The sequence below is a fragment of the Pseudomonas sp. yb_5 genome (genome assembly GCF_043103865.1).
GTDB lineage: Bacteria > Pseudomonadota > Gammaproteobacteria > Pseudomonadales > Pseudomonadaceae > Aquipseudomonas > Aquipseudomonas putida_Y.
In genome coordinates this window covers 22,654-39,754 of sequence record NZ_JBICKE010000057.1, presented here as the reverse complement: position 1 = coordinate 39,754, position 17,101 = coordinate 22,654, and the positions used below count along the sequence as shown (strand labels likewise).

The following is a 17,101-nucleotide window of genomic DNA, read 5'->3' as shown; positions in this document are numbered from 1 at the left end:
TCCTTGTGAGGTGAACGAATTCAATTGAAGACCCAGAGCACACGGGTGGCTTTATCCGTCAGGTTGGCGTAACGGAACGGCGCATGGGGTTGCAGCTGGAAGCAGTCGTTGGCCTGCAGGGTCACGGCATCGCCCTGGTCCAGCCACACCGTGAGTTCGCCCTCGAGCACGAAACAGCCCTGCTCGGAACGGTCGCTCAAGTACGCCTCCCCACTGGTGGCGCCCGGCTCGAGATGGCTGTCGAGCATGGCGAAGGCGCCTGTGATGGTCGGCGAAGCCAGCACGTCGGTGATGCCCGACTCCAGGTACAGCGTGCGCCGCTCGTGGGGACGCGTGACCCAACCAATGCTGCGGGGCTTGCTCAGGTTGTAGAAGTACGCGGTTGATACGCCGAGCGCTTCGCTGATAGCGGTGAGGTCTGCCACGGTCGGGCGCGAAACGCCGCGTTCGACCTGGGAGAGGAAGCCCACCGAACGGTTGATGCGCTCGGCCAGTTCACTCAAGGTCAGGTTCTTGAATTTGCGCAGGTCGTGAATAAGGATCGCGAGGGCTTCAACCTCTTCGTGCATCTTCATCGTTTCGGACTGCCGTGAAATTTTTAGACTTATTTTTCATGAAAATTTACATGAAAATTTTCACGCGTCAAGCCAAACGATGGAAATGTGCAGCCGCCAACAGAGGGCTTGCTGCGCCGCGTGGCGGATTGGCTGCGATGGCGCGGGTTTCTTTACAGGCGCTCGGCGAGTAGCCTCGTGGGTGAATTCCTCCAGCCCGACCACGTCCATCGCCATGCCAAACGGTTTCCCTGATTTGCCCTCGCTCAATGCGCTACGTGTGTTCGAAGTGGTTGCCCGTCACCTGAACTTCCGCCTGGCCGCCGAAGAGCTGGGGGTGACCCAGGCGGCAGTGGCACAGCAGATACGCGGGCTGGAAGCGAGCCTGGACCTTCGCTTGTTCGAGCGCCTGCCCCGGGGCCTGGCACTGACCGATGCGGGCCTGGGCTACAGCGGCAGCATTCGCAACGCCTTGGCGATGATCGATGAGGCAACCCGCCTGTTGCGGCCACAGGCGGCTCACCTGACGGTCAGCGTGACACCGACCTTTGCCTCCAAATGGCTAATTCCCCGGCTGGGCAACTTTGCGCAAAGCCATCCGGACATCGATTTACGTGTACTGGCCACAGATCGGCTGTCCCACTTCAATACTGACGGCGTGGATATCGCAGTCCGCTATGGCAAGCCCGACTTCGGTGCGGGTTTGAACAGCGAACTGTTGATGGACGACCGTATCGTCGCCGTGGCCAGCCCAACGTTGTTCGAAGCCGGCAAGGCCCCCGCCATCTTCGAGCAGCTTCAAGCGTTCACCCTGCTTCACGATGCCCATGATTTCTGGCCTCGGTACCTCGCACAACTGTTCCCGCAGCACGGGCAAGCGACTGCCAAAAACCTGCGCTTCAATCAGACCTCATTGGCCATCGATGCGGCCATCAGTGGTCAGGGTATTGCGTTGGCAAGCCTGGCGTTCGTTAGTGATGACATCGTCGCGGGCAGGTTGACCCAGGTCTTCGCTCAACAGCTCAGGCTCGATAAGGCGTTCTATCTTGTGTGGCCACGAAAGATGCAGCAGCCGGAGTCGCTAGGCATTGTCCGGCACTGGTTCAAGCAACAAGCCAGCAATAGATAATCTACTGCATCAGTAAAGTTTAGCTGTCTCCCTCGCCGCCACTTCTGCTGCTAATTTTAGTGCTTACAGGCAATCATCCATTCGCGTTACGGAGGCAGAATGTCAGTAGAAAAAGTTGCGATCATCACGGCAGGTGGCAGTGGTATGGGTGCCGCAGCGGCACAGCGCCTGGCCGCTGACGGGTTCAAGGTTGGCATCCTTTCCTCCTCGGGCAAGGGCGAAGCACTGGCTGCCGAGCTTGGTGGTATTGGCGTAACAGGTAGCAACCAGTCGGTTGAGGACCTGAAACGCCTGGTCGATGCCGTGGTGGAAAAATGGGGGCGCATCGACCTGCTGGTCAATAGCGCCGGCCATGGTCCGCGCGCGCCAATCCTGGACATCAGCGACGAAGACTGGCACAAGGGCATGGACACCTATCTGCTCAATGTCATTCGCCCGACGCGCCTGGTAACGCCCTACATGCAGCGCCAGAAAGGGGGCGTGATCATCAACATTTCCACGGCCTGGGCGTTCGAGCCGATTGAGCTGTTCCCGACGTCTGCAGTGTTCCGCTCGGGCCTGGCCGCATTCACCAAAATCTTCGCCGACCAATTCGCCGGGGACAACGTGAGGATCAACAACGTCCTCCCCGGCTGGATCGACAGCCTGCCAGCCACCGAACAGCGCCGCGACAGCGTGCCACTCAAACGCTATGGCACCCGCGAGGAAATCGCCGCCACCATTGCGTTTCTCGCCAGCGAAGGCGCTGCCTACATCACCGGGCAGAACATCAAGGTCGATGGCGGCGTGACACGTAGCGTTTGATTGTCTGTCGGCCTGCATGCGTTGCTGCCGTCGCTTCCTGCGAGGATGACGGAGCTGGCCTGGTAGACGGGAGCACCCAGCCTTACACCAACGCGGCCTTCAGCCAAGATGCTCGTCGATCAGTCGCGCGATAGCCTTGGCATGCGTATGTCCGAGGTCATGGCCGGCCCCGGGGAACACCTCCAGCGTGGCATCAGGTATCAATTGCGCTAGCCGCTGAGCAACCGTGATCGGACTGATCGCGTCCTCTGTGCCCCAAAGCAGCAGTACCGGAAGTTGCAGTTCGTGCAAACGGCTGGACAGGTCGGTGCGATCATCCAGGAACCAGCGTGGCAGGTTTGGGTGATCTGCTTCGAACGCCTCGCGCCAGTCCGTAGCACCCAAAGCAGGGAGGTTCAAGCCGCCCGAGGTGGCGGCCAGAACCAAGTGAGTAATCAAGTCGGGGCGCGCAAGTGCGATAAGCACGGCGACGACCCCGCCCATTGATTGCGCCACCAAGGCCGTGGGCCTGTCGATTTCTTCGATCGCCATCGCGGCGAGATGCTTCAAACCGGTGATGTTCGGTTTGGCTGGCGTATTGCCAAATCCAGGCCAGCCCATGTGTTGCACGGCAATTGACGTTTCGAGGGCTTCGGCGACCGGGCACCAGAATTGTGTGTTGCCGGAGGCGCCGGGAAGAAACAGAATCTTTTCGGGGGTATTAGTCATGGCTCGGTCCTTGAGTCAGGGATAAAGAAACTTACGGCCATTCAGCGCTGTTCGCAAATGATGTCCGCTCAGGGCAGTCAGCGCCTCAGGATCGGGCTGAACAGCTTTGCTCGCCCGTGATCGCAGGCCAGTCGACTGATCAGGCCAAGGCGTTTACGCTGGCGTTTTCCCACCTGCACGGAAGCGCCAATGACAGAGACATACCAAGGAAGCTGCTTGTGCGCAGCAGTCTCTTACCTGTTACTCACCCCACCCAAGGCAGTGAGCCACTGCCACTGCAGCCAGTGCCGCAAAAGTCACGGCGCCGCATTCGCTTCGTACGGCAGCATTCCGCGCAGCATGCTGCGCATACTGCGCGGCGCTGCCAGCATCAAGGCCTTCTCTTCATCACCGACGGTTACGCGCGAGTTCTGCACGGAGTGCGGCTCGACCTTGTTCTGGTCACGCGCCCAGGGTGAGTTTGCCGACTGGATTTCGATAGCGCTGGGAACGCTTGATACGCCGTTCCTGCCCAGGAAGCAGAAACATGTTCACGTCGACGCTGCTGCCCCTTGGTACTCACCCTGCAACCCTGACTGATCACCCAGCGCAGGACCAATAGAGCAATCACGGCTAGGCACCTCAGTGCCTGAACAACGGATGCTAGCGCTTACCGCACCTTCCAGAGATTCCGTTCGTTGACTGACTCACAGCACAACCCAAGCTACATGAAACGGTTCGAAACCGTGCTTGCCTACATCGACAGCCACCTCGAAGGTGACCTGTCGGTGAACGCCTTGAGCCGCATCGCCAACTTCTCGACGTTTCACTTCCACCGGCAGTTCACGGCTTACATGGGTGTTCCGGTTTCACGGTATGTGCAACTGATGAGGCTTCGACGCGCAGCGCATCAACTGGTCGCCTCGCCCGCGACGCCCATACTGGAGGCCGCATTCGGCGCCGGCTTCGAAAGCCCCGAAGCCTTTGCCAGAGCGTTCAGGCGCGCCTTCGGCATGGCGCCGAGCGCGTTCGCCAAGGCGCCGAACTGGCAGGCCTGGAGTGCGGTATTCAATGTTCCTCACCGATCCAGGAGTATCACCATGCAGATCCGTATCGTGCATTTCGCCGAAACCCGCGTGGCCGCGCTCGAACACCAGGGGCCGCCCGGCCTGGTCAGCGAAAGCGTCGCGCGTTTTCGCCAATGGCGCATGCAAAGCGGCCAGTCGCCTGTGACCAGCAGCCGTACTTTCGGTATCCCCTACGACAACCCCGACACCACCCCGGCCCACGCCTTTCGCTTTGCCGTGTGCGGCGAGATAGAAGAGGCGGTGCAGCCCAACGATTTCGGCGTGCAAGAACGGGTTATACCGGCAGGGCGTTGTGCCGTGATTCGACATACCGGCTCGCCTGACTACATTGGCGAAACCATCTACCCGCTTTATCGTGACTGGCTGCCATCGAGCAACGAAGAACTGCGTGATCATCCGTTGTTCTTTCATTACCTGAGCGCCTACCCGGAAACACCACTGGAGCAATGGCAAACGGACATCTACGTGCCGCTGAAGTAGGCTGGGCCATGGGTAGCGGGCGTAGCCAACTTGGCCGGCCCAGGCGCATGGCCGGGCAACCGGGCCGGGGATCAGATACGTACCCTGGATGCCTCGCCATGCGTCTGGAGGCGTGTTTGCTTGCGATAAAAGGCGTGAATAGCCCACACCACCCCTACGAACAACAAGGCTGTACCAAGCGCTTCCATAGGAGACGGCCAGCGTTGGTTGATGAGCAGGCCCATCGTAGTTGCATAAATGGTCCCGCTGGCGATCAATTGCCCGCTCAGCGCCAGCGGAAGACGCCGCGTTGCGATTGACCATGCCCAGGCACCTGCAAGGGTGGCCCCTAACCCCTGAATCAGCCCACAGACGATCAGCGCCTGAGTACCTGCCAAACCGCTCGGATGGCTAGCGAAATGAGACAGTTTCAAGTGCAGCCCAACCGGGATGAACGCCAGCATTTCGACGCTGCACATGAAGATCAACATGGCTGACCACAACATGGGAGACATGCTTGGGCGTCGAGCCAACGCACTTTCATTCAACAGGCCAAAACCGGTCCAGAATGCGATTGCCAGCAACGATGCAAGCAACCCAAGCAGTAACGACGCGGTCGGGAGCACTACCGACGCACGGCTAGCATCAAACACACTCAGATTGACCAGGCTGATGCCCAGGGCCGCCACCAGCAGTGGCCCGGCAATGGCACGCCAAGGCACGCTGGCGCTGCGCATGTTGCCGGCAATCGCGAGCACGATCGGTACTGACCCCATCATCACCGGAGGGATCACCGGCCCGGCTGCCAAAACCGCAGTGGTGATCAGGAAGAAGTAGCCAATGTATCCCAAGAAGCCCAGCAGTGCGGCACAGGCCCAGTCACCCAGTCGCAATTGCCGCACTTCGCTGCGGTAAACGAACAGCACCAGCAGGCTACCCAACCCGGCAAAGGCATAGCTCACCACCGCCAGGTCAAAAAGGCTGTAGTCGCCGACCAGCCCCGGAAAGATATAGAGCAGCGACCAGGAAAAAGTGGCGGCAATGGCCGCTAACAAGCCCAGGGTCATACGCTGTGCTCCTGGCGCTGGATCCAGCAATGAGCTATTTGCCGGGCAGTGTCGAATACCCGCATGTCCTGGCCCATCGCACCGCTGACAAAGCTGCCCTCCAGCAAGATAAACAACCCTTGGGCAACTGCGTCAGGGTCGTTTATACCGGCGCTCATGGCCAAGGCAGCAAGGTTTTCGCGTATCCCTTGCTTATGCCGGCTCACCGCCAAATGCACGGGGTGGCTAAACTGGGGGAATTCAGCCGCACTGTTAACGAACAGGCACCCGCGCTCGCTATCTTTCAAAAGAAAGCGTTCATACAAATCGAAAAAGGCGAGCATGCCACTGACCGGATCAGGATGCCCAGCCAGGGTGCGCGCTACCTCTTCACGCCAGCGTCGGTCACGCTCCTCAAGGCACGCCACTATCAGCGCATCCTTGGAGGGAAAATGACTGTAGAGTGTCATTTTGGTAACGCCCGCCATCGCGGCAATGGCCGTTACCCCGGTGACGTACACGCCTTGCGACAGAAACAGCTTCAGCGCGGCATCAATCAAGCGCTCACGGGTGTTGTCCAATTCAAGGCACTCCGGCAAAGGCACGGCGTTGACTATACTGACCGGTAAGATTCAGGTGCATCCAGATACGACCTGAAGCATGGTCGCTACGACATAGACTGCAGCAGTAAAAACTAGGCCTTCGGCATTTTTGGCAGCGCCGGGGCTGATTCCACCGTCAGGAGGGATGCTTCATCAGGCTTAAGGAGAGAGCCGTGTTTCCCATGAACGTGTGGTTCGCCTATGACCGGTCTGCTTTCGGCTGCGCTCAACCCCAAGCCAGGTTTGTTCGTGCTGGCGTTCATTCCCCAGTTCGTCGACCCCGCACGCGGGTCGGTCAGTGTGCAGATGATGGTTTACGGCCTGTGGTTCGCTGCACTCACTGCATTGGGGTTTGCCTTGATGGGCATTTTCGCCACGGGGCTGTCTCGCTACCTGTACCGGCGGCCACGACTGGTGAATGGGCTGAACGTGGGCGCAGGCCTCACCTTCGTCGCGTCTGGCGTCTCAATTGCGGCGTTGAGCCAGAGATAGCAAGCAGGAAAAGGTGGCGGGGCTGCGTATGAGCCCCGCACTTCATCACGATGCAGAAGCCTCGTCGGCCAGCTTCGCATGGGTGTTCAGTTCCTCAGCGATGAAGGCCGAAATCATCGCCCTGTAGACCTGCTCCACCACCTCAGCCGAGGCACCGGTTTCGTCAGCCATCTCACGAACCTTCTTGATCACTTGCTCGACCCGGGCAGGCGCACGCACATCATCGGTGGTTTTCTTGAAGCCTGCTGCTTGCGTTACGAGCCTTCCACGTTTGGCGAGAAGCGAAACGAGGCTGCGGTCGATTTCATCGATCCGTTGACGGACTTCGTCCAGAGAGGTGCAAGGTACATCCATTTGCTTGACTTCCTTTTCATGAGCCTGCGCTGGATTGAAGCAGGCTGTCGTGGGTGATCGGGGCGTACAGTGTAGCTGCTATGCCAGGTTCGCTTCACACGCCTCAGAGGGTGTAACGCCGCAGGGATATCCCAATCCATTTCGAACAACCAGCTCACGCCTGCGTGGCGCAGGTCGCGAAAATGCAGATCCTCCACACGAACCATCTTTCGCCCAGGCTCAAGCATCCTGCTGGCGGGCGAAGGTTTGGGGCTCTTGGTAGACCAGGACATCCTTTTTCTTGAGGTGGATCTGGACGGGATAGATAAACGTCCCATCGGCCTTTTTCCTTGCTCTGATCGTTGCCATGATTTCCGGTGGTACGAGTGTGATTGGCGGAGGCCATTCCGGCTATTTGTCCGGTCTGGGCTATTTCAGGGAGACTCTCGGTGCATCATCCCGGGAGCGTCGATGTTGACCTTGCCCCCTTGGCATAGGCGGTCAGCACTTCTTCACGGGCCGCCATTCGCTTCAGGTAGCCGGTCACATTGGGCAATGTCTGGATATCCACCTGCAATTGAGCGTGGATGCGCAGCCAGGGATAGATGGCCATGTCGGCAATCGAGTACATCCGAGCAATGAAATCGCTTCCGGCCAAAGCCTTTTCCACTGTGTTGAACAAATTGACGGTTTGTTCCTGATAGCGCGATATTGCGTACTGGTTGCCTTCGGCCTCTTGATGAATGAAGTGATAGCTCTGCCCGGCCATCGGCCCCAGGCTGCTGATTTGCCAGGCCAGCCAGTGGAGCACCGCATAGCGCTCAGGCCCTACGCACGGTAGGAATCGCAAGTGCTTTTCCGCCAGATATTGAAGGATAGCTCCGGACTCGGGCAGGATCAGCGCCTGATCGTGATCGACCAACAACGGGATCTTTCGGTGGATTGTCAGGCGCGCGAAGTCCGGCTGGTGTTGTTCACCCTGCGCCAGGTTTATCCGATGGATCCGGTAGGGCACGCCAAGCGCCTCTAGCATGATCAGGATCTTGTGACCATTGGCCGTCGGCGCGAAATAAAGTGTGTACATGGATACGGCTCGCAAAAACCAATCAGTGGCGGGAGGGGCAGCGGCGCGGTTGAGCCCGGCCCGTTCCGCCAGGGCTCAGGCAATCGGATAACGCTTGAGCAGATCGGTCTGTTCCAGGCGGGCCGCATGGGCATTGATGGCCGGGAAATCGCTGGCCTTGACTACGTCGGGCAGCATCAACTGCATGAACGACCAGGCCACCGCACAAGTGACCTCAACCTGGTCTGGGCGCACGCCGTGCGACGCTTGTGCCGCCAACCGCTTGTCCAACTCCGCGCACGCCGCCAGCAACTGCCGGGTGACGCGTTCGACCCAGGGCTGATGAAGCTTTTCCGCCGGTCGAAGATTGTGTTCATAGACGATCTGGACGGCCTTCTCGCATGCCGTCAGCGCCAGCCCCAATGTACTCAAAGCTCTGGCCAGCGCCTGCGGTTGGCTTGGCAATAGCTTGCTCTCGGGTGTGCTGAGGGTCTCGAAATAATCGATGATCAGCGTCGAGTCCATCAGTACGGAGCCGTCATCGAGCAGCAGAGTCGGCGCTTTGACCACCGGATTGATCCTCGAAAACTCTTCGAATGTGCTGAACACCGACAGTGGGGCATGTTCGAACTCGATGCCTAGAAGGTCCAGGGATATAGCTACCCGGCGAACGTAAGGTGAATCCAGCATCCCAATGAGTTTCATCGATAGTTTCCTTGATTGATGTTGGCCTCTAATGCCGTTGTCTGGCGTTTGAACAGCAGGGGCAGCGGCCATGGGAACGGATACGCCGGGTGCTGCTTCTGTGCCCTGACTGGCTCCAGTTGCAGAAGACCTTCCCCATCAATCAGCGCTAGCCCGGCAGACAACTTCACGCGCTCGCCGGGGCCAATCGCGAAGTCGACACCGTCCGCGCTGATCCAATGCTTGCCGCTCACCGCACGCGTGTAGATGTCGTGAGTAAACCGCACCGAAACCAATTGCGCGCTGGTCAATGAAATCTGCAACCACTGGCGGTCTTCACAGTCAGGATTACCCGTTGTCATTTGCCGTGCTCCCCCGCACCGTCTATGGCTCCAGTCCTCTCGCCAGTCGAAGACTTTACCGTCACTTACATTAATGAGAGCCTTGCCACTTATAAATCAGTTTTTTTTTCCACTATTTGTAAGAAACACTTACATGTCGAATATTCCTCCAATCACCTGCCTACGCTGCTTCGAATCGGTTGCAAGGCTGGGGAGCGTCACCGCAGCCGCCAAGGAACTGCATGTCACCCATTCGGCCATCAGCCAGCAGATCAAGGTGTTGGAAGAGATGATCGGCGTCACCCTGTTCGTCCGTGAAGGACGGGGTCTGCGGGTCAGTGAGGACGGACGACTGTATGCCTTGCAGATCCGCGAATGCTTGGGCGGAATCGCCGAAGCCACGCGACTGATCAAGACGCAACCCAAGTCAACGGAACTGGTGGTCGCCGTTCTCCCTTCGTTCGGACTCAGCTGGTTGTTGCCCCGCTTGCCACGCTTCCAGCAATTACAGCCGCATATCAGCGTCCGGCTGCAGGCCAATCTGGCGTTATCGGACCTGACGCGGGAATCTGTCGACGTAGGGATCCGCATGGGCAAGGGCGACTGGGACGGGGTGGAGCAGCATCTGCTCTTTCATGACGAGACGCTGGTGGTTGCCGCTCCGCACTTCAACGGCGGGGCGCTACCACAGACCCCTGAAGAGATCATCGGCAGCAACATTATTTTCAACATGGAATCATGGCAACCGTGGTGTCAAGCGGCCGGGCTGGATAGGGAAGTCCCACGCATCGGCCTGTGCAGCAACGACTCCAACCTGGTACTTCAAGCCGTGCGCTTGGGCCAGGGGATCGCCCTGGAGCGCCGCAGCCTTGTGCACGACGCGATCCAACGAGGGGAGTTGGTGCAACTCTCCCCCGTGATCGCTCCCTATCCCTACCCGTATTGGCTGGTATTACCCAACCGCGAGCGTTCGGAAACAAAGCAGCAGGTGTTCTCAAGTTGGCTGACACATGAGGTCGCTGTATATCTGAACAAACTGGATCATGGCAGCAAGACGGTCCGATGATGGCCGATTGTTGCCCTTGCCAAGGGGCTGCTAACCGACCCGGAGCGGACGGTCATGGCATTGGGTTCGGTGGGGGCCTTGAGGTGTTCGTCATGAGGTTTTTGGTGGTTATCAGACCGAGCGCCGCCCGCGCGGCGCATCGCGAGCTGGCGCTCGCTCCTACGTTTTTTCGGGCCAATTGTTCCTGAGGATTTTGCGCGCGAACGCCTTGGCGCATGGCTCGGTATCGCGTCGTACAAACCAGGCGGGTCTGCCGCTTCGTCTTACCCAGCGGCCGGGCTTTCTCGGCTTCCACCAGGTAGCGATCAATCATGTCCTTGATTGCGTACCCTCCACGGTTGGCCCGCTCGATGGCACCATGCTCTGTCAACTCTGTCAACTCTGTCTCTCGTCGCTTCGCCCAAGCCTGCGCTGCCTGCTTACGGGCGAACGTCTGGGCTTCTTGGTAGACTAGGACACCTTTTTCTTGAGGCGGATCTGGACGGTATAGCTGACCGTTCCATCGGCCTTTTTCCTTGCTCTGATTGTTACCATGATTTCCGGGGGTACAAGCGTGAATGGCGGTGCTACATCGCACCACTGTCTCACCAAAAAACCGGAAAAGTGGTACATAAATGCGTAGACCAGAATGCCCCTAGAATTAGCTTCAAAGCCACAAACCACACGCCCTGAGCCGTCACGCCGCTTCAGCGTTGCACCGATGATGGACTGGACCGACAGGCACTGCCGGTTCTTCCTGCGCCTACTCTCCAGGCATACCCTGCTCTACACCGAAATGGTCACCACCGGTGCCCTGCTGCACAACGACGCCCACCGTTTCCTGCGCCACGATGCCTCTGAGCACCCGCTGGCCCTGCAACTGGGTGGCAGTGTGCCGGCCGACCTGGCCGCGTGTGCGCGCCTGGCTGAAGAAGCGGGCTACGATGAGGTCAACCTCAACGTTGGCTGCCCGAGTGACCGGGTGCAGAACAACATGATCGGCGCGTGCCTGATGGCTCACCCGGCACTGGTGGCCGACTGCGTGAAGGCCATGCGTGACGCCGTATCGACGCCTGTGACGGTGAAGCACCGCATTGGTATCAACGGCCGTGACAGCTACGCCGAATTGAGCGATTTCGTCGGCCAGGTGCGTGAGGCCGGCTGCCGGAGTTTTACCGTGCATGCCCGCATCGCGATTCTGGAAGGGCTGTCGCCGAAAGAGAACCGCGAGATCCCGCCGCTGCGCTATGACATCGCAGCGCAGTTGAAGAGGGACTTCCCGGACCTGGAGATCGTGCTCAATGGCGGGATCAAGACCCTGGACGAGTGCCAGGCGCACCTTGAAACCTTCGATGGCGTGATGCTGGGGCGCGAGGCGTATCACAACCCTTATCTGCTGGCCGAGGTGGACCAGCAACTGTTTGGCAGCGATGCGCCGGTGGTCAGCCGTAGCGAGGCATTGGCGCAGCTGCGGCCTTACATCGTGGCGCATATGGAAAGTGGCGGTGCGATGCACCACGTTACCCGGCATATTCTGGGGCTGGCCCAAGGATTCAAAGGGGCGCGGCGCTTCCGCCAGTTGCTGTCGGCAGACATTCACAAGGCGGCTGAACCCTTGGCGGTGTTTGACCAGGCCGTGGAGTTGTTGCAGGGGCGGTGACCTCAGAAGGAGGGAACCTCGGGCTTGCTTGCGACTCGAATCTTCACCTTTCGCACAGCCCCGTGCGGACCAGCGGGTCCGCAGGGTTTCGGCGGCCCTTGAGCGGCTGCCGGGGCTCGGGTAATGTCGAGTAAATGCACAGGACAGAGCACGCCCATGACCTCCAAGCTGGAACAACTCAAGCAGTTCACCACCGTGGTCGCCGACACCGGGGACCTGGACGCCATCACCCGCCTGAAGCCGGTCGATGCCACCACCAATCCGTCGCTGCTGTTAAAGGCTGCTGCCATCCCGGGTTACGCCGATCTGCTGAAACAGGTGAAGGCCGACGCCAAGGGTGATGTCGACCTGGCCTGCGACAAGTTTGCGGTGGCCGTGGGCTCGGGCATTCTCAAGGTCATCCCGGGGCGTATCTCCACCGAGGTGGATGCACGCCTGTCGTTCGATGAGCCAGCCCTGCTGAACAAGGCTCGTCAGCTGATCGCCCTGTACGAGGCGGCCGGAGTGCCAAAAGAGCGTGTGCTGATCAAGCTGGCCTCCACCTGGGAAGGCATCCGCGCCGCCGAAAAGCTGGAGAAGGAAGGCATCCAGACCAACCTGACCCTGCTGTTCTCCTTCGCCCAGGCCCAGGCTTGCGCCGATGCCGGGGTGTTTTTGATTTCGCCGTTCGTGGGCCGTATCTACGACTGGTACAAGAAGAGCACCGGCCAGGAATACGTGGGCGCCGAGGACCCGGGCGTGCAGTCGGTCACGCGCATCTACAACTACTACAAGGCCAATGGTTACAACACCGTGGTCATGGGCGCCAGCTTCCGCAATATCGGCCAGATCGAACAACTGGCCGGCTGCGACCGCCTGACCATCAGCCCCGAGCTGCTGCAGCAGCTCAGCGATGACCAGGGTGAGTTGCCGCAGGTGCTGAAACCAGGCAACGCCGGTGAAGCCAAGCAGCACCTGAACGAAAGCCAGTTCCGCTGGGCGATGAACGAAGACGCCATGGGCACCGAGAAACTGGCCGAAGGTATCCGCCAGTTTGCGCGGGACCAGGAAAAGCTGGAGAAGTTGATGGCTGAAAAGGCCTGATACAGTTCGGGTTTGCCCGACGGGCGGGAAGTGTTCAGTATTTTCCGCCCGTTTTGTTTTGCCACGCCTTAGCTGTGTATTGAATTCTCGGGCCTGCTCGCGGACAAGCCCGCTCCTACACCGATCGATGTAAGGGCGGGCTTGCCCACGAACAGGCCGCCATAGCCACCCGAGCTGTCGATGACCTCCCCTAACCCGTTGCCCCTCGTACTCGCTGGCCCGGTACTGCGCCGCCTGGAACCCCAGCGTCTGGCCATCTGGCTGGTCACTACCCAACCGCTGCAGCCCGAATTCGTCTGCCTGGCAAGCGCGGCCCAAGTCGATTGCCAGGTGGTGCCGATAGGCCGGCACGCCCACGTTCACCTGCTGGACATCCGATTCGCCAGCCCCCTGCCCTGCAACCAGCTGCTCGACTACGACCTGCTGATCAACGGCCAGGGTATCGCCGACTGGGCCCCACACCTGCTCTACCCCGGCAACCCACGCCCGAGCCTGGTGCTGCGTGAGCGCCTCGACCATTTGCTGCACGGCTCCTGCCGCAAGCCGCACCACCCTGCTGCCGACGGCCTGCTGTGCGCCGACCGCCTGCTACAGGCCTCTACAAGACCAGAAGATCGCCCCGCCGTCCTGCTGATGACCGGCGACCAGGTATATGCCGACGACGTCGCCGGCCCGATGCTGCGTGCCATCCATGGCCTGATCGCGCGCCTGGGCCTGTTCGACGAGCAACTGGAGGGTGCGGTGGTAGCCGACAGTCAGGCGCTGTACCAGCACCCGGCCAGCTACTACCACCGCGCCGACCTGCTGCCGGCGCTGGAGCGCAACGACACCCTGCGCGAGCGTTTTTTCGGCGGCAAGCGCAAGCCGATCTTCTCGTCCAGCAACGCCGACAACCACTTGGTGACCTTGGCCGAAGTCATGGCCATGTACCTGTTGGTGTGGTCGCCGGTGCCTTGGCAGCTGGTGGACCTGGGCATCCCCAGCGGGCTCAGCGACGAGCATCAAGCCCGATACCGGCATGAGCTGCCGCTGATTCAGGGGTTTGCCGACAATCTCGGTCAGGTGGCGCGGGTGATGGCCCACCTGCCCTGCCTGATGATCTTCGACGACCACGACATCACCGACGACTGGAACCTCTCGGCGCAGTGGGAGGAAACGGCCTACGGCCACCCATTCTCGCGAAGGATCATCGGCAACGCCTTGCTCGGCTACCTGCTCTGCCAGGCCTGGGGCAACAGCCCGGACGATTGCAATCCGCTGATCAAGCAGTGCCAGGCGCTGACCCGCCAGAACCAGGATGAGCTGATTGGCGAGCTGCTGCGCTTCCAGGGCTGGCAGTTCAGCCTGCCTACCGAGCCACCGCTGCTGGTCCTGGACACTCGCACCCGCCGCTGGCGCAGTGAAAGCAGCCTGGCCAAGCCGTCCGGCCTGCTGGACTGGGAAGCGCTGAGTGAATTGCAGCAAGCACTGCTCGATCATCCCTCGGCGGTCATCGTCTCACCAGCGCCGATTTTCGGGGTGAAGCTGATTGAAGCGGTGCAGAAGGTGTTCAGCTGGCTGGGCTACCCGCTGCTGGTGGATGCCGAGAACTGGATGGCCCACCGCGGTTCAGCACAGGTCATCCTCAATATTTTCCGCCACTCGCGCACACCGGGGCACTACGTGGTGCTGTCGGGGGATGTGCATTACTCGTTCGTGTATGAGGTGCTGATTCGCCACCGCCAGCGCAGCCCGCACTTGTGGCAGGTGACCAGCAGCGGAATCAAGAACGAGTTTCCCCGGCGCTTGCTGGATGTGCTCGACCGGCTTAACCGCTGGTTGTATGCGCCGCGCTCGCCACTCAACTGGTTTACCAAGCGCCGAGAAATGGAGGTGGTGCCGCGTACGCCCAGCCACAGCAAGGCCGGGGAACGGCTGTGGAATGGTGCCGGGCTGGGACAGGTGTTTTTTGATGAACAGGGGCGGCCGGCGCGGGTGTATCAGCTGGATGCGGGCGGGGGTGAGGCTACAGAGTTTAGAAACCGGGAGTAGTGAGATTCAGAGTTTTTACAGCCTGTGCCGGCCTCTTCGCGGGTAAACCCGCTCCTACACCTGATTGGGGGTGGACACACATTGGTGCTTGGGCGCAGGCCGTCGTAGGAGCGGGTTTACCCGCGAAGAGGCCGGCACAGGCCAGAGATCAGCCCCGCTCCAGCGCATTGACCAGGTCATGGAAGGCTTCGCGGTTGGAGTCATTCAGGCCCATGAGGATCTTGTGCGCCTCCAGCACCTTGGAGCGCACCACCTCTTCACTCTGGTCCTGCGACGGCAGGTCGGTCAGGCATTCGGGGCAGGGAATCGGCCGATCGACGATGTTGAACACCTGATCGAAGCCCATCGACTGCAACAACCGTGAAATGTCTGGATTGGTAGTCACCACGGTCGGCAGCAGGCCTACCTTCTGCCGCGACAGGATCGACAGCTTCGCCAGCAGGCCCAGTGTGGTGCTGTCGATACTCTCGGTTTCAGTCAGGTCGATGACAATCGCCGAGAAGTTCAGTGCAGTGAAAATCTTCTCGATCGTCGCATCCAGCGCCGAACACAGGGTCAGGCGCACTTCACCAACGAATTTCAGTACGAAGGTACCGCTCTGCTCGGCGAACTGAATTCTACCGGTACTCATTGAAGGTTCCTGCTCAACACCAATAGGGCGATATCATCCGGCATCTCCCCAAGCGTAGCCAATCCAAATCGTTGACGCAGCCCATCCAGACTGCCACCTGCTGCCTTGACGATCTCCGGCAAGGCGGCTTCTTTATCTTTGAGCGTATCACCCGGCAAAAGGTCCAGAATGCCATCGGACATCAGGCTGAGGCTGAACTGCGGGGGCAGTTCCACCACCAGGTCCTGGTAGCTGGCCTCATCGAACAGCCCCACCGGCAGGCCGCGGCCTTCCAGGTAGCGGGTGTGCTCGGGGGTGTACAGCACCGGCAGCGGCAGATGGCCGCCAACGGCGTAGGTCAGCAGGCCGGTGTCTTCGTCGATCACCCCACCCACCATGGTCACATGCTTGCCCAGCTTGCAGTTGATCAACCCACGGTTGATATGGCTAAGCACCTGCGAAGGTTTGAACTCGCGCATCTTGCCGCCACGCTTGAATTCGAACAACAGCCGCGTGGTCATGAACTTCAGCAGGACGGTGACGAACGCTGATGATGCACCATGCCCGGAAACATCGGCGAGGTAGAAGGCAATACGCCGTTCGTCCACGCGGAAGTAATCGGCAAAGTCACCCGACAGATACAGCGACGGGATGATCTGGTGCTCGAAAGCAAACTCGCCGGCTACCCAGGGGCTTTCGGGCAACATGTTCATCTGCACCTGGCGACCGGCGGTCTGGTCTTCCTGCAGCAGGTGCAGGCTGGCCTCCAGTTCGCGGTTGGCGGCTTCGAGCTTGTCGCGGTAGCGCTGGTTTTCCAGCACAAGGCGCGAGCGGTCGAGGGCGCGGCGCACCGAATGCTCGAGTACGGCCAGGTCTTCCAGCGGCTTGATGAGGTAGTCAGCGGCACCCAGGCGCAACGCTTCCACCGCATCACTCATGACGCCGGCACCGGACACCACGATCACCGGCAACTGCGGCGCACGCTCGCTGACCTGACGGATCAGTTCGAGGCCGCCCATCTGCGGCATGCGCAGATCGCAGATCACGAGGTCGGGCTGGTGTTCTTCGAAGACCTGAAGCCCCTGCTGGCCATTACCGGCCTGGAGGACGCTGAAACCACTGTCTTCAAGGTAGGCGGCGAGGCTGGCACGGACCACGTCGTCGTCATCGATGATCAGCAGCGTTGCACTGGTTTTCTGCATGTGGGCGAACGGCGCCGATTTAGGTTGGTGCAGCGGTGTCGGCAAGGCAGACGGCCAGCTACGGGGATTCTTAATGATCACACTCTACTTGAGTTGTAGGACAAGAACACCTGCCCGGCAACTGTCAGAGGTACCTTGTAAGGCGCAGACGGTACTCCCATCCGGCAGGGGTTTCAAGCATGCTGGGG

Annotated in this window: 18 protein-coding genes and 3 pseudogenes; 9 read left to right on the top strand and 12 right to left on the bottom strand. The window is 60.0% G+C overall.

What is annotated here, in order from left to right:
- Window positions 1–20 precede the first annotated feature (20 nt).
- On the bottom strand, window positions 21–575 hold the full coding sequence (locus tag ACF8GF_RS08415) for a helix-turn-helix domain-containing protein (RefSeq protein WP_209964741.1): 555 nt from the start codon (window positions 573–575) through the stop codon (window positions 21–23).
- A gap of 214 nt (window positions 576–789) precedes the next feature.
- Between ACF8GF_RS08415 and ACF8GF_RS08410 the strand changes: the two genes are divergently transcribed.
- Together ACF8GF_RS08410 and ACF8GF_RS08405 are read left to right on the top strand one after the other, a co-directional pair.
- On the top strand, window positions 790–1,683 hold the full coding sequence (locus tag ACF8GF_RS08410; protein WP_176684932.1) for a LysR substrate-binding domain-containing protein: 894 nt from the start codon (window positions 790–792) through the stop codon (window positions 1,681–1,683).
- Between the two features lie 99 nt (window positions 1,684–1,782).
- Entirely contained in the window at window positions 1,783–2,487 is a 705-nt protein-coding gene (locus ACF8GF_RS08405; RefSeq protein ID WP_392487656.1) for an SDR family oxidoreductase, read from the top strand.
- Between the two features lie 99 nt (window positions 2,488–2,586).
- Here ACF8GF_RS08405 and ACF8GF_RS08400 read toward each other — a convergent pair whose 3' ends face one another.
- Window positions 2,587–3,195 carry an alpha/beta fold hydrolase gene (locus ACF8GF_RS08400; protein WP_176684881.1) on the bottom strand — a complete coding sequence of 203 codons (609 nt, stop codon included), beginning with the start codon at window positions 3,193–3,195 and terminating at the stop codon, window positions 2,587–2,589.
- A gap of 189 nt (window positions 3,196–3,384) precedes the next feature.
- Between ACF8GF_RS08400 and ACF8GF_RS08395 the strand changes: the two genes are divergently transcribed.
- Entirely contained in the window at window positions 3,385–3,774 is a 390-nt protein-coding gene (locus ACF8GF_RS08395) for a GFA family protein (RefSeq protein ID WP_176684880.1), read from the top strand.
- A 128-nt stretch (window positions 3,775–3,902) separates the two neighbouring features.
- The gene (locus ACF8GF_RS08390) at window positions 3,903–4,742 is read left to right on the top strand and encodes a GyrI-like domain-containing protein (protein ID WP_209964732.1); all 840 of its coding nucleotides are present in this window, start codon (window positions 3,903–3,905) and stop codon (window positions 4,740–4,742) included.
- 71 nt (window positions 4,743–4,813) lie between these two features.
- On the opposite strand, the gene ACF8GF_RS08385 is transcribed toward ACF8GF_RS08390, so the two are convergent.
- Both ACF8GF_RS08385 and ACF8GF_RS08380 read right to left on the bottom strand, forming a co-directional pair.
- On the bottom strand, window positions 4,814–5,788 hold the full coding sequence (locus tag ACF8GF_RS08385) for an EamA/RhaT family transporter (RefSeq protein ID WP_392487655.1): 975 nt from the start codon (window positions 5,786–5,788) through the stop codon (window positions 4,814–4,816).
- Window positions 5,785–6,348, bottom strand: a complete 564-nt coding sequence (locus ACF8GF_RS08380; RefSeq protein WP_392487654.1) for a TetR/AcrR family transcriptional regulator — start codon at window positions 6,346–6,348, stop codon at window positions 5,785–5,787. The genes ACF8GF_RS08385 and ACF8GF_RS08380 overlap by 4 nt, the downstream gene beginning before the upstream one ends.
- A 222-nt stretch (window positions 6,349–6,570) precedes the next feature.
- Between ACF8GF_RS08380 and ACF8GF_RS08375 the strand changes: the two are divergent.
- A pseudogene (locus tag ACF8GF_RS08375) lies at window positions 6,571–6,861 on the top strand (LysE family translocator); the annotation flags it as partial.
- 45 nt (window positions 6,862–6,906) lie between these two features.
- Here ACF8GF_RS08375 and ACF8GF_RS08370 read toward each other — a convergent pair.
- From ACF8GF_RS08370 to ACF8GF_RS08350, 5 genes and pseudogenes are all read right to left on the bottom strand, one after another.
- Window positions 6,907–7,215, bottom strand: coding sequence for a chorismate mutase (locus ACF8GF_RS08370; protein ID WP_012053142.1), 309 nt, complete (start codon window positions 7,213–7,215; stop codon window positions 6,907–6,909).
- Window positions 7,216–7,437: 222 nt separating this feature from the next.
- Window positions 7,438–7,563, bottom strand: a pseudogene (locus tag ACF8GF_RS08365) (site-specific integrase); the annotation flags it as partial.
- 85 nt (window positions 7,564–7,648) lie between these two features.
- Entirely contained in the window at window positions 7,649–8,278 is a 630-nt protein-coding gene (locus tag ACF8GF_RS08360; RefSeq protein ID WP_176684875.1) for a glutathione S-transferase family protein, read from the bottom strand.
- 75 nt (window positions 8,279–8,353) lie between these two features.
- Complete coding sequence (locus tag ACF8GF_RS08355) at window positions 8,354–8,962, bottom strand: glutathione S-transferase (RefSeq protein WP_176684874.1); 609 nt, start codon at window positions 8,960–8,962, stop codon at window positions 8,354–8,356.
- Window positions 8,959–9,303 carry a hypothetical protein gene (locus tag ACF8GF_RS08350; protein ID WP_176684873.1) on the bottom strand — a complete coding sequence of 115 codons (345 nt, stop codon included), beginning with the start codon at window positions 9,301–9,303 and terminating at the stop codon, window positions 8,959–8,961. Before ACF8GF_RS08350 ends, ACF8GF_RS08355 begins: the two co-directional genes overlap by 4 nt.
- 133 nt (window positions 9,304–9,436) lie before the next feature.
- Between ACF8GF_RS08350 and ACF8GF_RS08345 the strand changes: the two genes are divergently transcribed.
- On the top strand, window positions 9,437–10,348 hold the full coding sequence (locus ACF8GF_RS08345) for a LysR substrate-binding domain-containing protein (RefSeq protein WP_176684872.1): 912 nt from the start codon (window positions 9,437–9,439) through the stop codon (window positions 10,346–10,348).
- Between the two features lie 247 nt (window positions 10,349–10,595).
- Here the strand turns inward: ACF8GF_RS08345 and ACF8GF_RS08340 are convergent.
- Window positions 10,596–10,882 (bottom strand): annotated as a pseudogene (locus ACF8GF_RS08340) (site-specific integrase); the annotation flags it as partial.
- A 94-nt stretch (window positions 10,883–10,976) separates the two neighbouring features.
- Here ACF8GF_RS08340 and dusA point away from each other — a divergent pair.
- From dusA to ACF8GF_RS08325, 3 genes are all read left to right on the top strand, one after another.
- Entirely contained in the window at window positions 10,977–11,987 is a 1,011-nt protein-coding gene (gene dusA, locus ACF8GF_RS08335) for a tRNA dihydrouridine(20/20a) synthase DusA (protein ID WP_252459324.1), read from the top strand.
- A 156-nt stretch (window positions 11,988–12,143) separates the two neighbouring features.
- Window positions 12,144–13,070, top strand: a complete 927-nt coding sequence (gene tal, locus ACF8GF_RS08330) for a transaldolase (RefSeq protein ID WP_021785403.1) — start codon at window positions 12,144–12,146, stop codon at window positions 13,068–13,070.
- Between the two features lie 180 nt (window positions 13,071–13,250).
- Window positions 13,251–15,101, top strand: a complete 1,851-nt coding sequence (locus ACF8GF_RS08325) for an alkaline phosphatase D family protein (RefSeq protein ID WP_392488158.1) — start codon at window positions 13,251–13,253, stop codon at window positions 15,099–15,101.
- Window positions 15,102–15,249: 148 nt separating this feature from the next.
- On the opposite strand, the gene rssC is transcribed toward ACF8GF_RS08325, so the two are convergent.
- Window positions 15,250–15,732 (bottom strand): anti-sigma factor antagonist RssC, encoded by a 483-nt coding sequence (rssC, locus tag ACF8GF_RS08320; RefSeq protein WP_021785405.1) that lies wholly within the window; start codon window positions 15,730–15,732, stop codon window positions 15,250–15,252.
- Window positions 15,729–16,913 (bottom strand): two-component system response regulator RssB, encoded by a 1,185-nt coding sequence (gene rssB, locus ACF8GF_RS08315; RefSeq protein WP_176684868.1) that lies wholly within the window; start codon window positions 16,911–16,913, stop codon window positions 15,729–15,731. The genes rssC and rssB overlap by 4 nt, the downstream gene beginning before the upstream one ends.
- Window positions 16,914–17,101: the final 188 nt, after the last annotated feature.

What these genes read in the sequence shown, in the direction of transcription:
- ACF8GF_RS08345 (WP_176684872.1), top strand. Translation starts at nt 9,437, where the DNA reads ATGTCGAATATTCCTCCAATCACCTGCCTACGCTGCTTCGAATCGGTT.
- rssC (WP_021785405.1), bottom strand. Translation starts at nt 15,732, where the DNA reads ATGAGTACCGGTAGAATTCAGTTCGCCGAGCAGAGCGGTACCTTCGTA.
- ACF8GF_RS08355 (WP_176684874.1), bottom strand. Translation starts at nt 8,962, where the DNA reads ATGAAACTCATTGGGATGCTGGATTCACCTTACGTTCGCCGGGTAGCT.
- ACF8GF_RS08415 (WP_209964741.1), bottom strand. Translation starts at nt 575, where the DNA reads ATGAAGATGCACGAAGAGGTTGAAGCCCTCGCGATCCTTATTCACGAC.
- ACF8GF_RS08395 (WP_176684880.1), top strand. Translation starts at nt 3,385, where the DNA reads ATGACAGAGACATACCAAGGAAGCTGCTTGTGCGCAGCAGTCTCTTAC.
- rssB (WP_176684868.1), bottom strand. Translation starts at nt 16,913, where the DNA reads ATGCAGAAAACCAGTGCAACGCTGCTGATCATCGATGACGACGACGTG.
- ACF8GF_RS08325 (WP_392488158.1), top strand. Translation starts at nt 13,251, where the DNA reads ATGACCTCCCCTAACCCGTTGCCCCTCGTACTCGCTGGCCCGGTACTG.
- ACF8GF_RS08410 (WP_176684932.1), top strand. Translation starts at nt 790, where the DNA reads ATGCCAAACGGTTTCCCTGATTTGCCCTCGCTCAATGCGCTACGTGTG.
- ACF8GF_RS08360 (WP_176684875.1), bottom strand. Translation starts at nt 8,278, where the DNA reads ATGTACACACTTTATTTCGCGCCGACGGCCAATGGTCACAAGATCCTG.
- tal (WP_021785403.1), top strand. Translation starts at nt 12,144, where the DNA reads ATGACCTCCAAGCTGGAACAACTCAAGCAGTTCACCACCGTGGTCGCC.
- dusA (WP_252459324.1), top strand. Translation starts at nt 10,977, where the DNA reads ATGCCCCTAGAATTAGCTTCAAAGCCACAAACCACACGCCCTGAGCCG.
- ACF8GF_RS08405 (WP_392487656.1), top strand. Translation starts at nt 1,783, where the DNA reads ATGTCAGTAGAAAAAGTTGCGATCATCACGGCAGGTGGCAGTGGTATG.
- ACF8GF_RS08370 (WP_012053142.1), bottom strand. Translation starts at nt 7,215, where the DNA reads ATGGATGTACCTTGCACCTCTCTGGACGAAGTCCGTCAACGGATCGAT.
- ACF8GF_RS08385 (WP_392487655.1), bottom strand. Translation starts at nt 5,788, where the DNA reads ATGACCCTGGGCTTGTTAGCGGCCATTGCCGCCACTTTTTCCTGGTCG.
- ACF8GF_RS08350 (WP_176684873.1), bottom strand. Translation starts at nt 9,303, where the DNA reads ATGACAACGGGTAATCCTGACTGTGAAGACCGCCAGTGGTTGCAGATT.
- ACF8GF_RS08400 (WP_176684881.1), bottom strand. Translation starts at nt 3,195, where the DNA reads ATGACTAATACCCCCGAAAAGATTCTGTTTCTTCCCGGCGCCTCCGGC.
- ACF8GF_RS08390 (WP_209964732.1), top strand. Translation starts at nt 3,903, where the DNA reads ATGAAACGGTTCGAAACCGTGCTTGCCTACATCGACAGCCACCTCGAA.